13 protein-coding genes are annotated in these 14,788 nt (G+C 42.2%); 10 read left to right on the top strand and 3 right to left on the bottom strand.

The features are described from left to right. The first annotated feature begins 124 nt into the window (after nucleotides 1–124). Nucleotides 125–331 carry a hypothetical protein gene (locus ACYRY3_RS19520; RefSeq protein WP_460203267.1) on the top strand — a complete coding sequence of 69 codons (207 nt, stop codon included), beginning with the start codon at nucleotides 125–127 and terminating at the stop codon, nucleotides 329–331. A 156-nt stretch (nucleotides 332–487) separates the two neighbouring features. On the opposite strand, the gene ACYRY3_RS19515 is transcribed toward ACYRY3_RS19520, so the two are convergent. Continuing rightward, nucleotides 488–1,492, bottom strand: a complete 1,005-nt coding sequence (locus tag ACYRY3_RS19515) for a DMT family transporter (RefSeq protein WP_460203266.1) — start codon at nucleotides 1,490–1,492, stop codon at nucleotides 488–490. A 395-nt stretch (nucleotides 1,493–1,887) separates the two neighbouring features. Between ACYRY3_RS19515 and ACYRY3_RS19510 the strand changes: the two genes are divergently transcribed. Next, complete coding sequence (locus ACYRY3_RS19510) at nucleotides 1,888–2,322, top strand: protein tyrosine phosphatase family protein (RefSeq protein WP_460203353.1); 435 nt, start codon at nucleotides 1,888–1,890, stop codon at nucleotides 2,320–2,322. Nucleotides 2,323–2,369: 47 nt separating this feature from the next. Next, the gene (rnhA, locus tag ACYRY3_RS19505; protein WP_460203265.1) at nucleotides 2,370–3,284 is read left to right on the top strand and encodes a ribonuclease HI; all 915 of its coding nucleotides are present in this window, start codon (nucleotides 2,370–2,372) and stop codon (nucleotides 3,282–3,284) included. 91 nt (nucleotides 3,285–3,375) lie between these two features. Here the strand turns inward: rnhA and cruG are convergent, their stop codons facing one another. Further along, the gene (gene cruG, locus ACYRY3_RS19500; protein ID WP_460203264.1) at nucleotides 3,376–4,566 is read right to left on the bottom strand and encodes a 2'-O-glycosyltransferase CruG; all 1,191 of its coding nucleotides are present in this window, start codon (nucleotides 4,564–4,566) and stop codon (nucleotides 3,376–3,378) included. Nucleotides 4,567–4,578: 12 nt separating this feature from the next. Continuing rightward, complete coding sequence (gene cruF / locus ACYRY3_RS19495; RefSeq protein ID WP_460203263.1) at nucleotides 4,579–5,490, bottom strand: gamma-carotene 1'-hydroxylase CruF; 912 nt, start codon at nucleotides 5,488–5,490, stop codon at nucleotides 4,579–4,581. 19 nt (nucleotides 5,491–5,509) lie between these two features. On the opposite strand from cruF, the gene ACYRY3_RS19490 reads away from it, so the two are divergent. The 7 genes from ACYRY3_RS19490 to ACYRY3_RS19460 all read left to right on the top strand — a co-directional run bounded on the left by ACYRY3_RS19490 (nucleotide 5,510) and on the right by ACYRY3_RS19460 (nucleotide 14,788). Continuing rightward, nucleotides 5,510–5,785 carry a type II toxin-antitoxin system RelE family toxin gene (locus tag ACYRY3_RS19490; RefSeq protein WP_460203262.1) on the top strand — a complete coding sequence of 92 codons (276 nt, stop codon included), beginning with the start codon at nucleotides 5,510–5,512 and terminating at the stop codon, nucleotides 5,783–5,785. Nucleotides 5,786–5,826: 41 nt separating this feature from the next. Then, on the top strand, nucleotides 5,827–6,321 hold the full coding sequence (locus tag ACYRY3_RS19485) for a chemotaxis protein CheW (RefSeq protein WP_460203261.1): 495 nt from the start codon (nucleotides 5,827–5,829) through the stop codon (nucleotides 6,319–6,321). A gap of 17 nt (nucleotides 6,322–6,338) precedes the next feature. Next, entirely contained in the window at nucleotides 6,339–7,595 is a 1,257-nt protein-coding gene (locus tag ACYRY3_RS19480; protein ID WP_460203260.1) for a CheR family methyltransferase, read from the top strand. A gap of 397 nt (nucleotides 7,596–7,992) precedes the next feature. Next, nucleotides 7,993–9,675: a methyl-accepting chemotaxis protein gene (locus tag ACYRY3_RS19475; RefSeq protein ID WP_460203259.1), complete on the top strand. Its 1,683-nt coding sequence runs from the start codon at nucleotides 7,993–7,995 to the stop codon at nucleotides 9,673–9,675. Nucleotides 9,676–10,024: 349 nt separating this feature from the next. Then, nucleotides 10,025–11,686 (top strand): methyl-accepting chemotaxis protein, encoded by a 1,662-nt coding sequence (locus ACYRY3_RS19470; protein ID WP_460203258.1) that lies wholly within the window; start codon nucleotides 10,025–10,027, stop codon nucleotides 11,684–11,686. Nucleotides 11,687–11,822: 136 nt separating this feature from the next. Further along, nucleotides 11,823–12,569 carry a chemotaxis protein CheW gene (locus ACYRY3_RS19465; RefSeq protein ID WP_460203257.1) on the top strand — a complete coding sequence of 249 codons (747 nt, stop codon included), beginning with the start codon at nucleotides 11,823–11,825 and terminating at the stop codon, nucleotides 12,567–12,569. Further along, nucleotides 12,566–14,788 (top strand): response regulator, encoded by a 2,223-nt coding sequence (locus ACYRY3_RS19460; RefSeq protein ID WP_460203256.1) that lies wholly within the window; start codon nucleotides 12,566–12,568, stop codon nucleotides 14,786–14,788. The genes ACYRY3_RS19465 and ACYRY3_RS19460 overlap by 4 nt, the downstream gene beginning before the upstream one ends.

Below are 14,788 nucleotides of genomic sequence, written 5' to 3'. Positions count from 1 at the left end.
TACTAGCAAACAAGACAAATAATTAAAACATTATTAAGTTACTATGTACATCACTCTGAAGAAAGAAGTTAAACAGCTCTAATTCGAGTGAAAACATGGAGGTGTAGAGAGTCAAGGAGTAAACATGAACAATTTACACAGTTTACGCATTTTTGCTTACACCTCGAAACCTGTGATGAGTTCCGGCGAAGATGAAACTGACACTAGGCTTAGCACCTTGTTGGATTGGTGCAAAATTGTTCAAACTTGCCTAGAAGCCGGACAGGTTGAAGATGCAAAGTTTTTCTTAAGCCAAGCGATTATTGAGGCTGAAAAGCCAATAAAGGGCTAGAGTCGGTACAGCTTCAGCTCTAACATAACAAGTTGCAGCGATCGTTTAGTAAACTGGTATGGATGAATTGTCCATACAGCATTTTGCAAGTAAATAAAGTACATAGTAGGGGCGTAAGGTCGTCGCGCCCTTACAACTGCAACTACTCCCTTCCCCTTAACCGATGATAGATGACTCCTTGCTGCTTTTAAGCTGGAGAATCCGGCATACTATAGCGGATGCCAAGTAAGAGGCATTTTGGAGAGATGCAAAGGAGATGCTGGGCATAATAACCCCACTGTCATTTGTAGTCCCCTTACTTTTGCTCTGACTTAAAATCATTGCAGCTAGAACAAAAGTTGCACCCATGAGACCGCGAACTCCAAGTTGTTCACCCAGTAGCACAAACGAGACAATCGCCGAGAAAACTGGGTCGAGGGTGTAGAATAGGGCTGCCTCTTGAGCTGAAACCCAGCGTTGACTCATAGTCTCGATCCAGACGGTAGCTGCAGTAGCAATTAAACCAAGGTAAAGAACTGAACCCAAGTTCATTCTAATTGCGTCCATCTGTTCCATCAGTTGTGGGGAAGCCCAAACCATTCCTAGTACTGCTATCACCAAGACCTGGATGGCAGTGAGGGGTTTGGTCGGATGGCGTTGTGTGGCTCCTTCCAGGATGAGAATATAAACCGCATAGATAAAGGCATTGCCGAACAACAAGAACTCGCCAACGCTGAGTTGTCCGCTTTCCCACGACATAATCCCGATACCAGTGATGGCGACGCCCGCTGCAAAGAGAGTCTTAAGTAGCACGCGCCGCCCGAGGAGCAACCCCAGTAATGGTACTATGACAACTGTCAGGCTACTAATGAATGCTGCCCGATTTGCATGTATACTCTCAAGCGCTATTGTTTGGGTGGCAAAGGAAGCGAAAAGCACAAGCCCCAGGAGCGTACCTTCGCGTAGGAGTTGAGGGTTCAGGCGGCGTAAATAAGGGGCTAGAACAATTGCTGCTACTGCAAAACGGCTTGCAAGTAGTGCAGATGGCGAAAGACTACCTATAGTATCTTTAATGAGTGGAAACGTCGTGCCCCAGATTAGGGATGCAGCAATTAGCAGGATGACGCCCAGATTGTGCAGACTTTTTTGTGTGGCTTGATTGGAATCATCTAATGCTTTCATGTTATGGTTTGGAGTTTTGGAGATTTCCTTAAATGGCGTAAAAAACTTTGATTGATATCATTTCTGGTTGTCTGGATATGGTATATCCCACGGTAGCTAGGCACGACGTGACACTCATTGCGCTATTGTCGGCGTCACCTCTTTTGTCGGTAATTCCGTCCGTGAAAGCAGACAAATGGGCAGAACTTTTACATAAAAAATGTATAATCGATTGCTGTTTAATTGCTAATTTTGTATTAACACGCACGTTACTTTATCTACTTAGAAGCAGAAGTTGTAGAGAATATTGATGAGCCTCGTGACAGAGGTTATGCTGCAAACGCGCTCGGCTATGACTAAATTACAGCTTTTTTGCTCAAGATAGTAACATATTATACAATTCTTAGCTCAATGACATTAATAATTATCCTAAAATATCAGATTCAATTGGAACTTCAGGACAACCAACAAAAGAACAGTTTTCCGCAATCAAACAAGCAGGCTATCAAGTTGTTGTGAATTTAGCGCTTCAGAAATCTTCTAATGCTTTACCTGATGAAAAACAAATTGTAGAAGCACAGAATATGCAGTATATTCACATTCCTATTGTTTGGGAAAACCCGATTTTTGAGAATGTCAAAGAATTTTTTAGCGTGATGGAATCAAATGCTGAAAAAAAAGTATTTGTTCACTGTGCTGCTAATAAAAGAGTTTCAGCATTCATATATCTTTACCGACGTCTAAAAGAACGGACAACTGAGGAAAATGCAAAAAAAGATTTAAATAAAATTTGGTTTCCCAATGAAAAATGGCAGAAACTTATACAAAATGTGATAGAGAGTTATGAATGAGCTAAATTCAAATATTGTCTCATCTTAGCAGTTCTATAATTCTCAATATGTTTTCACTTCCTACAATCGAAAGTATATACACAGACGGCGCTTGCACTGGGAATCCCGGTCCTGGAGGTTGGGGTGTGGTCGTCTATTTCAGTGATGGTTCCACTCACGAAATGGGTGATGCATACCCTCAAACTACAAACAACAGGATGGAAATGCAAGCGGCGATCGCCGCCCTCCAATTTCTCAAACAATCGGGACAAAGCAAACCCATCACTCTTTACACTGATAGTGAATATCTTATCAACAGCGTCACCAAATGGGTGAAGGGCTGGAAAAAGAAAGGCTGGAAGAAGTCAGATGGTAAACCCGTTCTCAACCAAGACCTTTTGGAAACCTTGGACGAGCTTAATAGTCCCCAGGTCAAGTGGGAGTATGTCCCAGGCCATGCTGGTAATATTGGTAACGAGCGCTGTGATGCTATCGCTCGTACCTTTGCTACTGGCAAAAGTCCAACATTACAACAACTGACCCTTACTCAGGAGTACGTATCTGTGGAGGAAAAAAGTGAGGTAAATGTATCTAGAGGCGCTGATTTTGAGTCAAATTCTACAATAATTAACACAACGAAACAAGAAATCAGTACTCTTGCAACAAATATAACCAATCCTATGGAACCACATACCTCCCATGCTGTCTCTCAGACTGAGGAACTCCCCAGAGAAATGAGGGTCACGCAACTCCGTAACTTGGTTGAAACCCTCCGTATAGCGGACGAAATCTCAGAAAAAGGCTATTTAATCACGAGTTCCGAACTAGCAGACCTGATGGATGTACATGCAAGTGCCGTTACCAGTCGTGGAGACGAATGGCGCTGGCGAAATTGGATTGTCTCACGGGTAAGACGTGAAGGTAATCAAATACTCTGGGAACTGGAACGGGGCGATAAGGTGGAAAGCGAAAGCGAGGAGTAGGTAATGGGGACAAGGCAAGGGGAAACAGGAAGAATTTGCTTCCTTGTGTACCCCTCTTCTTTGTCCATCTTCTCTACCTTTCCTCTCCCCGCTACACCTCACCGTATTTTCTTCCCCGCCACTCGCGAGGGGTGCGAAGTGCAGATAGGAAAATTCGCAGTACTGCAATTGGATCGGCAAAAGGAGAAAGCCAAAATAACCAACCACCCTTTGCTTGTTTGCGGTCGTAAGAGGGTGCGATCGCAAACAGCATTGCAAAACGAATTACCAGTAGAAATAAATTGAGTCCCAGTAGAAGAAGCAGAGGGCTAAGAGGGGCAAGGGGGAAAAGAAGCAAATAAGTGAGTAAGACTATCAGGGGTAAAGCTTGAACTGAGACGAGTAGCCACAAATCTCCCCAGAGTTGGGCACCAGAGGAAGCATCTTTCAGGTCAAGACTGCGTCCCCATTCCTTCCAAGTTTCCATTGCCCCCTCATACATCCTCACTTTCAAAACCTTTGCCCCATCTAAAAAACCAACCTTGTATCCCGAGGTGGCTATATTCCTTGCCAAGGTGACATCATCACAAAAAGAATGACCCGCACTTGTATAGCCACCGACAGCAGCTAAAACAGATCGACGGCATAAAAAGCATTGCCCATTTGCCATCACTCTTTCTGGTTGTTCTGAATTCACACCAGCTGGATTAAATCGATAAAGCAGAGTCATCAGGAGTGCTGGTTGCAGCCAACACTCTCCTGGATATTTGAGAATGAACTGAGGTGACAGAGAAACCAGGTCATAACCAAGAGATTCCGCTGTCTTTACCAACCCAGCAACCAAACCTGGTGCTGGTTGAGTATCAGCATCCATCCCAAGAAACCACTCACTCGCCTCGGCACTCTGTAAAAAGCCGTTATGCAGCGCCCAAGGACGTCCCACCCAACCTTTAGGTAGGGGGTCATCTGTCATCACGCGAAAACGGGGATCTTTTTGCTGTGCAGCTTTTACCAAGTCGGGAGTGCCATCCCGTGACCTGCTATCAACAACAATAATTTCCCGAACTTCGTAACTCTGGCGACTTAAGCCAGTTAGTAGAGGACTAATACGAAGAGCTTCGTTTAAGGTGGGAATAACGATGCTCACACTTCCCAAAAGCTCTGGTGTGGGATTTTGGGGTGCAATGGGAGATTGACGTCTAGGCCCGGTTAGGAGGCGCGACAGCAAAATGGCTGTCGCTGGCAGTTGGATGAGCAGCAGCAGAAGTGAGATAGCGTTCGCTATCGTCCAAGTGTCTATCACAGTCGGTAAATTCTACTTGACAGCTACTTCAATCTTTGCTACAGAAACTTCAGTGGTTGCCGTAGGTGTGACTGTGAGATTGGTTGGTGCGGTGGCAAACAACCAAAGTGTTAAAGCGGGAACAACTCCAAGTCCTAACCCCAGTGAAACAGGTATAAAAAACCCAGCACCCAAGCTGAGACCAGCAGCAAAGATAAAGTTGCTCAAGTATACAATAATTGGCACGTTGAGTTGCGATCGCTCTAATTTAACAGGTGTGTTTCTCCACAGCAGTGCTGCTACACCCATAAACAACGCACTAGTGCCAAACCAACCAGCGTAGTTTTGATAAGGTGTCCCAAAGAACGCTCCTGGGTGTTCCCAAAACCAAAAGGGAAATTGGGTTTGACTCATCGCTGGTTCCAAGGCAAAGTCCCAACTAGTAAAGAGTAAAGCACCAAGAAGCACAGCAGCTATTTGACGCAGTAAAGTTGGTTTTTCAGCTACCTTCAGACCTGCACGAGCGATGAGATAGGCAGACAAGCCCACATAGAACCAAGACAAAGGAATTGTAAACGGAACTAGCCCTGCAATTTTATATCCCAAACCACTTAGGTAACTATAGTCTCCAAAAGGAAACCCAGTGCTAGTTCCCAATAATTCACTCCCTACCGAAATCAAGACAGATGGCAGCATAAATGACAGCCAAGCCCGCCATCCCAATACTCGGAATGCAAAAATTGAGACAGCGACCGTCCCAAAAATAATATCAACCACACCGCCATCAGCCATACTTAACTGCATAGCTGTTTGTCCAACCCCCCCTCCTAAGTTCAGAATAACTTCGGCATGGGGTATGACCAATAGAATACCCGCCAGACCAAAAGCCTTTGCCAAAATGTGACCGGTAAGGCATATACGCTCGGTGATAACCAGTTGTCTCATGATGATTCCCTAACAAGACGTGACACGCGGCTACTTAGCTGCTAACAGTTTACAAATGAATGGCTGTTATGCTTGGCTAGCATTGGGCTCAAGCTTATTTTTCAATAAAAATAGCACGCTAAGTACGCAAGAACCAGAAAAATTGCCAAAAGATTTACAGCAACGAATAAAAACAAAAGTCTATGAACTGGCTGAAAATCCACGTCCTACTGGAGTTGTTAAGCTAGAGAATAGTGATTTGCACCCAACCCCCAATTTCAAGTGTTTTCTCTATTTATCAACCTTGCAAGATTGAGTTAAACTGCGTTCACTCGATCCATATTACAAGGTCTATAGATGTTATTTTTATTACTTAATATTGATAATCAAATTTACGCTATAGCAAGTCAGCAGGTTGTAGAAGTCCTTCCCCTGGTTATTCTCAAAACCCTACCCCATACACCTAAATACGTTACTGGTGTTTTTAATTACCGAGGGCGTATTGTACCAGTACTTGACCTGTGCCAGTTAATGCGCGATAAACCGTGCTGCGAGCATCTTAGTACTCGCATCGTACTCATAAACTCTTGGGGAAGCGATCGCAACGAAACTTCAAAATCGGCAACGCCTCATCTAGTGGGTTTAATGGCAGAAAAAGTTGTAGAAACGTTGCAAACCTCTGATGCTGACATGGTCGATCCAAACATTGAGGTAGATGCAGCCCCTTATTTGGGCAAGATAATCTTAGACGCCCAAGGCATGATTCAGTGTATCCGCACAGAATACCTGTTCTCACAAGCCAATCTATTATCCCTAACCACCAACCACCAACCACTAACTACTAACCCCTAACCACTAACCCCCACCCAATGCCACAATCTGTCATTGAAAGTTTACTAAAACAAAAAATTGGTTTAGACGCAAACTCAATTGGTTCTAGCACGATCGCTAGAGCCATTCATCACAGAATGGCAGATTGCGGAATGTCCACTATGGCTGGTTACTTGGGGCTTTTGCAGGAATCGCCTCAAGAATGGGAAGCTTTTGTTGAGAGCATTATTATCCCTGAAACTTGGTTTTTTCGAGAAAGAGAATCATTTAATTTTCTCAAGAATTACGTATTGTTTGAATGGTTGACAAATAACCAAAATCGCGTATTGCGAATACTGAGCGTTCCATGTTCGACGGGTGAAGAACCCTATTCGATTGCGATCGCATTACTAGAAGCTGGGTTAACGGCTGCCAACTTTCGTATTGACGCTGTAGACATTAGCAAAAAAAGCTTGCAAGTTGCCCAACAAGCAATTTACAGCCAATATTCATTTCGCGGTACAACCCCTTTTTTCCAAGAGCGGTATTTCCAACTCACTGAAACTGGATACCAACTGTGCCAAGAGGTGAGATGCACGGTCAATTTTATGCAAGGGAACCTAGCAGATTCTCATTTTTTAGCTGCTACACCATCTTACGATATTGTCTTTTGCCGCAATCTCTTAATTTATTTTGACCGAGCCACAAAAGAACAAACCATTGGAGTTCTGGAACGATTGCTAACCCAGAAAGGCTTGCTATTTGTAGGGCATGGCGAAGCTGGATGGTTGCTCAACACAAAATTCATTCCCATTAGCCAGCCAATGGTCTTTGCTTACCGAAAGTCAGGGATTCCTCATAGTTCAATAAAATCCAACCATTGTAAAACCGTTGTCAAAAAGCACCGTCCCACCGACAAAACTTCTCTCAAACCATCCATCCCTAACAATAAACAACTAGTTTCCAATCTAGAAAAAGTAAAACTCTTAAACGAGTCAAACGAAGATTTACTAGAAACAGCAAGAACTTTAGCAGATCGAGGTTGCTTTCCAGAAGCCATTCAACTGTGCAACGACTATCTCAGGCAAAACCCCAGCAGTGCCAAAGCCTACGTTCTACTGGGGCAGATACAGCAAGCAACAGGACAAGAAGAACAAGCTACACAACTTTTTAAAAAAGCCATATACCTGCAACCAGATTGCGAAGAAGCATTAATTCATTTGGCATTGCTGAGGGAACATCAGGGAGATGGAACCAGCGCTCATCTTTTATTGCAACGAATCCAGAGATTGCGGAAGAAGAAAGATAGGGATTGAGGGGGATGAGTTTCCCAGTTCTAGTTCCCAATCCATATAAATTTTAATGTGCAAACTGTTACTCTATTTGACCAACAGGGAATTCTAGCAACTGAGGGTCTTTTTGTACCTTCAAGAATCAAAACTTGTAGTCTATATTACCTGTAACAAACAGGTTGTAAGTAGCTCAAACACATTAAACGTAAAATGTTCTTAGGCTCGTAGTAGCGCAAGAGCGCATACATTGCGGCTGTGAATATTTTACATATGAGTAGCAGGCTATAAGCCCGCACCAGCAATTTTGGGAGACTGTTTTACTTAAAAACCCCTTAAAGCAAGTACTTCTATCGAAATGTTCCCCAAACCATATGCTACAGAGTGCGGTTTTAAACACATCCAAAAGATAAGGACAAGAGAGATGTTTGCCAACTGGAAAATCAAAGACCTAGTTATAGTTGGGTTTTCAATCCCTACAATTTTAATTTTAGGATTTAGCATAATAGCCTACTTCACAGCCAATCAATCAGCAGACACCTTTAAGACGGTTAATAGAGCGCAAACTATCATTGATGAAAAACAAGTGGTAACTCAAGCAATTTTAAATATGGATAGACGAATACGACAGTACTTTATTGAGCCAAAAATCAATCAAGATGCTTTAGAGCTATATATAAGCGATCGAAAAACCTTTCAAGACAATTTTGCTCTTATATCCAATACAGTTCAATCTCCAGAACAACGAGCTAGACTAGATGAGATGTATAGAATTTATCAAGACTACGATAGCTTTGTTCAAAACAATATTAAATTAAATCAGAACAAGACTCAAAAAGAACTTGTTCTATTCTTCAGTGGAGGGAAAGAATATCTTGAAAGATTTCTTAAAATTAGTGATGCTTTTGATAATAGAGAAAAAGAGATTTTAGACAAAAGTATTTTCTTAACAAATCAATCTATAAATATAATGATTTTGTCGGCTATTATAGCTTCTATAGTGTGTTTACTAGTAGCTATTTTAGCAAGTTTGTTCATTACCAAATTTTTAGAAGTAAGAATTGCTAGGGCAGTAAAAGCGGCAGAGCAAATTTCTATTGGAGATTTAACATACTCTGTTGTTGATGCTGAATTAAACAGTAATAACGAGATTGGAAAACTATTAAAATCTTTCCAAATCATGACCCAAAACCTGAATGCCTTAATTCGTCAAGTACAAAACTCCGGTATTGGGGTTACAACTTCAGCCACCCAAATTGCTGCTTCAGGCAAACAGTTAGAAGCTACGATGACCGAACAAGTAGCTTCCACTAACGAAGTCGCAGCCACTGCCAAAGAAATATCTGCCACCTCCAGGGAACTAGTCAAAACTATGGAAGAATTGGCAGTTACGTCACAAGCCACGACAACAGCAACCAGCAGTAGTCAAAAAGATTTACTCCGCATGGAAACAACCATGCGTCAGTTCAGAGAAGCCACCAATACCATCGCTTCGAGGCTGGGCGCAATCAGTGAAAAAGCAAACAACATCAACAATATTGTGGTAACGATTACGAAAGTGGCAGACCAAACCAATTTGCTGTCATTAAATGCAGCGATTGAAGCAGAAAAAGCTGGGGAGTATGGTTTGGGATTTGCGGTAGTTGCCAGAGAAATTCGACGTTTGGCAGACCAAACAGCTGTTGCTACTTTAGAAATTGAAAAAATGGTCAAGCAAATGCAATCTTCTGTATCATCTGGCGTGATGGAGATGGATAAATTTGCTAAAGAAGTGGAACAAAGCGTAGAAGATGTGGCTAGTATCAGCAAACAGATGTCACAAATCATTGAGCAAGTACAAGAATTGACACCAAGATTTGAGGTGGTTAACTCTGGAATGGAAGCACAATCGCAGGGGGCGCAACAAATTAGTGATGCCATGATGCAATTGAGTAATACCTCAACCCAAACAACAGATTCTTTGCGAGAAATTAACAGCGCTATTAATCAACTAAATCAAGTTGCCCAAGGGTTGCGCCATGAAATGTCTCGCTTTAAAGTCACGGCAGAAGATTTTTCATCAACTCGGATTGGCAATTCTACAAAGCTTATAAATAGGTTGGCGTAAGAGGGCAGAAAAATCACTATAGCAAAATTTACAAGCACAATAAAAGTCATTATCAAGGGCTTAAATAACCTTTAGAGATTATTCTTGATTCAAAATTATATGGTTTAAGAATATGCAAACAGGAATAGGAATTAATCAATTTGTATTGGGTAGATTTGGAGTCATCGTTGCCTTAACGAGAATTGCTAGTTTTGTGTCAAAATCAACAGAGTTATACATACTTATGCCATTGAATCACAATTGAGAGAATTGGAAAAAACTTGAGTGGATGCTGAGACATCATAATTTTTTGCGCCGACCGACTTATCCAAAATAATGGAAACTCAAAGAAAACAAACATACTAAATATATGCAACAAGGGATAAAAATTAATCAATTTGTTTTAAGTGGATGCAGCATTATCGTCATATTAACAGGTATTGCTAGCTTGTTTTCTAAAGCAACAAATGATGCTCTCATCAATTCTGCCAACTCATTAATATTAACCCATGACGTAAAAAATCAATTAAAAGAGATTGAGAAAAATTTAGTTGATGCTGAAACCGGACAAAGAGGATTCATTATTACCAAAAATCAAGCATATTTAGAACCATATGAAAAAGCAAAAACTCAAATACGAAAATATTATTTAGAATTAGAACCTAAAATTGCCACTCAACCGATCAAACAAAAAATTTTTGATGAAATTGAAGTTTTATCGGAGCAAAAAATTAATGAATTGGAGGAAACAATCAATTTAAAAAGAAGTGGTAAAGAACAAGAAGTATTAAATCTGATTGTTTCAGATAAAGGTAAAAAAATTATGGATCGAATTCGGCAAAAGCTGGATGAGATGATTCAACTAGAAAATCAAAATATAGAAGAGCAACAAAAACAAGCAAGCCAAGTCCAAGCCTTGGCAAATTTTGTTATTTGGGCAACATTTTTCTGTATTGTAACCACTGTCTTAGTTGTTTCACTTGCTACAATTCTTATTCCCAGCCGTGCCTTAAGTCGCTCCTTACAAAATGCTTTTAACTTAGCAGAACGGGTTTCTAATGGAGATTTGACAACCCAGGTTGAAGCTACTTCCAATGGTGTCATAGGTAAATTAATGGCTGTGCTAAAAAACATGACAGACAACTTAAACTCTTTGGTTCGTCAAGTGCAGCAGTCTGGGATTCAAGTAACGACTTCATCCACCCAAATAGCAGCTTCGGGGAAACAATTAGAAGCTACGATGACCGAACAAGTAGCTTCTACCAATGAAGTTGCAGCTACTGCTAAAGAAATAGCTGTCACCTCCAAAGAACTGGTTAAAACTATGGAAGAAGTGGCACTGATGTCACAAGGGACTACAACGGCAGCAAATAAGAGTCAAAAAGACCTCCTACGCATGGAAACCACCATGCGCCAATTGGGGGAAGCAACCCATATTATTGCTTCTCGTTTGGGAGTGATTAGCGAAAAGGCAAATAATATTAACAATATTGTGGTGACGATTACTAAAGTAGCAGACCAAACCAATTTGCTATCGTTAAATGCAGCGATTGAAGCAGAAAAAGCTGGAGAGTATGGTTTGGGGTTTGCGGTGGTTGCTAGAGAGATTCGACGTTTGGCAGACCAAACAGCTGTCGCCACCTTAGAAATTGAAAAAATGGTCAAGCAAATGCAATCTTCTGTATCAGCTGGTGTGATGGAGATGGATAAATTTGCTAAAGAAGTGGGTCAGGGTGTGGAAGATGTCGCCAATATTAGCGGACAAATGTCTCAAATCATTGAGCAAGTGCAGGAATTGACACCAAGATTTGAAGTGGTTAACTCTGGAATGGAAGCACAATCGCAGGGGGCGCAACAAATCAGCGATGCTATGGTGCAGTTGAGCAACACCTCAATCCAAACAACAGATTCTTTGCGAGAAATTAACAATGCCATTACTCGACTCAATCAAGTTGCCCAAGGATTGCGTCAGGAAATAACTCGCTTTCAAGTCAAGACAGAAAATTCTACTCAAACACTGCCATTTTCTTAAAGGCAAACTCACCAGTGTGAAGCAGGAATTAAGCATCAAAGTTCAACTAGTCCAGTAACGAGAATGACTAGTTTTGAGTAGCTTTGAGTAGGTCTTTTATAACGGAACTATACCCATACAATCAACAATAGCCTCCATGAGTAGTTTTACTGCCCTATCAAACTCAGATACTGATTTTTGCTGGAACGTGACTGGTGTTGCAGGCGATTGTACCTGTTCAAAACTCACTACTTTTAGTCACTGTCGGAATTGTCCTGTTTACTCTGCAACCGGGCGTCAATTATTAGAACGTTCGATTCCTGAAAACTATCGGCGTGAACGGACTCAGTTATTGGCTGAATCTGGCACAGAGACTGAGAACAAACCAGCGATGTTCTCAGCACAAAGCTATCTTCCAACTCATGCTTTATTAGCTACGGAAACTCTCACAGTTGTTATCTTTCGCTTGCAACGTGAATGGTTGGCACTCCCAGCCCGAGTTTTTAAAGAAACGACTCCACCCAGTGTCATTCATACGATACCGTATCGTACTAACCAAATCTTGCGGGGATTGGTGAGTATTCGAGGTGAATTGCAATTGTGTATTTCTTTAACCCATTTGTTGAATCTGGAAATTGCCAGTACTCCACCCCAAGCTTTAAGCCCTGTGGTTTATTCGCGTATGGTTGTGGTGGAAAAAGCAGGTAGTGGTGTTTGGGTATTTACTGTGGATGAACTGTATGGGGTACATAGCTGCCATCAAGATGAATTGCTTGACACTCCCAAAGGTACCCAAGGAAGCCATACCTATACTAAAGGTTTGTTAAAGTGGCGCGATCGCAGTGTCAGCTTTTTGGATGACGAACTGCTATTTCATACTTTAAGCAAAAAGGTGACGTCATGAAAGATGACCCCGATGTTAGTAATCTTTCCTTGGTAGAGTTATTCTGCATGGAAGTCAAGGCTCAAGTTGCTGTCATGATTAATTGCTTATTGGCACTAGAGAGTCAACCAAAGTCCAAAGAAGAACTGACAGCCTTAATGCGGGCAGCTCATTCCATTAAGGGTGCTGCCAGAATTGTTCACATTAATGCAGCCGTAACCCTTGCTCATATTATGGAAGACTGCTTTGCCGCAGCTCAAGCAGAACAAATTACCCTCACAACGGCTGACATAGATATTTTACTGCAAGGAGTAGATATACTCTTGCACATAGCAGATATTTGTATACAAAACCCCAACGAGCAACCACCAGAAGATACCAAAATCAAATCGCTCATCACAGCAATCGCTCACATCCAAACCACTCCCTCCCTCAGACACTCCCTCCCTCAGACACTCCCTCCCTCCCTCCCTCCCTCAAACACTCCCCCTAACACCTCCAAGCAAGTAGTACGAGTGAGTACAGATAATCTCAATCGATTAATGGGGCTAGCAGGAGAATCCCTAGTTGAGGCAAAGTGGTTGGAGCCATTTGCTGATTCTTTCTTACAGCTAAAAGCAAGCTACACAGAGTTATCCGACTCCTTGGAGAAGTTACAAGAATTATTAGCAAACCGTCATTTAGAGCGGCAGATTGACGAGCAGTTGACAGCAGTTCGTCAAAAAGCCAGCGAATATCAACAACTATTGGGCGATCGCTACAGCGAACTAGAGCTATTTTCTCAACGTTCTACCAACCTTGCAGATCGACTCTATCGACAAGTCATTGCCACTCGAATGTGTCCGTTTGCTGAAGGTGGACAAGGCTTTCCCCGAATGATCCGCGACATCGCCAAGCAATTAGGTAAAAAAGTCAAGCTTGAGATAGTGGGTAAATCCACTTTAGTGGATCAAGACATTCTCGAACGCTTGGAAGTATCCCTCACTCATATGCTGAGGAACGCAGTAGATCATGGCATTGAGTCACCCCGAGAGCGTTTAGCAGCTGGTAAACCGGAAGAAGGAAATATTCAAATTGAAGTTGCCCATCGCGCAGGAATGCTCTTTATTTCTGTATCAGATGATGGTCGGGGGATCGATCCAGAGTTTCTGCGATTGGAAATTGTCAGAAAACAACTGACGAATGCAGAAATGGCTGCTCAACTCACTGAAAGCGAGTTAATGGAATTCCTATTTTTACCGGGCTTTTCCACAGCCAATACCGTCACCGAGATTTCAGGTCGGGGAGTCGGGTTAAATGTCGCTGATAACACCATACGTGAGGTGGGAGGAACTGTGCGGGCTGTCTCCCAACCGGGAAAGGGCATGAGTTTTTGTATGCAATTACCGCTGACGTTATCAGTGATTCGAGCCCTACTGGTGGAAATTTCAGGTGAACCATACGCGTTTCCACTGTCACGGATTGAACGGGTGCTCATGCTCTCTAGGTCTGAGATTTTCACATCAGAAAATCGCTCTTTTTTCCTCATGAATAATAAACCAATTGAGTTGGTGTCGGCACGTCAAGTTTTGGAGTTACCTCCGTCTGTTGTCAATTCAGAAATGCTCAGTGCAATTGCCATCGGCGATCGTACAAACCGTTATGGGCTGGTTATAGACCGATACCTGGGAGAGCGCAGTTTAGTTGTCAGACCATTAGACCCCCGTCTTGGGAAAGTACCCAACATCAGTGCTGCTGCTTTGATGGACAATGGTTCCCCCGTATTAATTGTGGATGTCGAGGATTTGGTACGTTCTATTGCTAAAGTTTTTTCAACTGGGCAAGCAAGCCAGGTGAATCAAGCCACCCGCCAAACCACCACCAAAATACACAAGCGTATCTTAGTGGTTGATGATTCCATTACTGTACGCGAAATGGAACGCAAACTTTTAGAAAACAATGGTTACAAAGTCGAAGTGGCAGTTAATGGTATCGATGGTTGGAACGCTCTACATGGAGGTAATTGCGATTTAGTTGTTACAGATATTGATATGCCCCGCATGAATGGTTTTGCACTAACGAGGCAAATTAAAACTCATGCTAAGCTGAAGCACATACCCGTGATTATCGTTTCTTATAAAGATAGAGAGGAAGACCGACTTCAAGGGTTAGAAGCAGGAGCAGATTACTATCTAACCAAGAGTAGTTTTCATGATGACACTTTACTACAAGCTGTAATTGATTTAATTGGAGATGCTTAA

It is taken from the genome of Scytonema sp. NUACC21, assembly GCF_054684315.1.
This window is presented reverse-complemented; position numbering and strand designations above follow the sequence as displayed.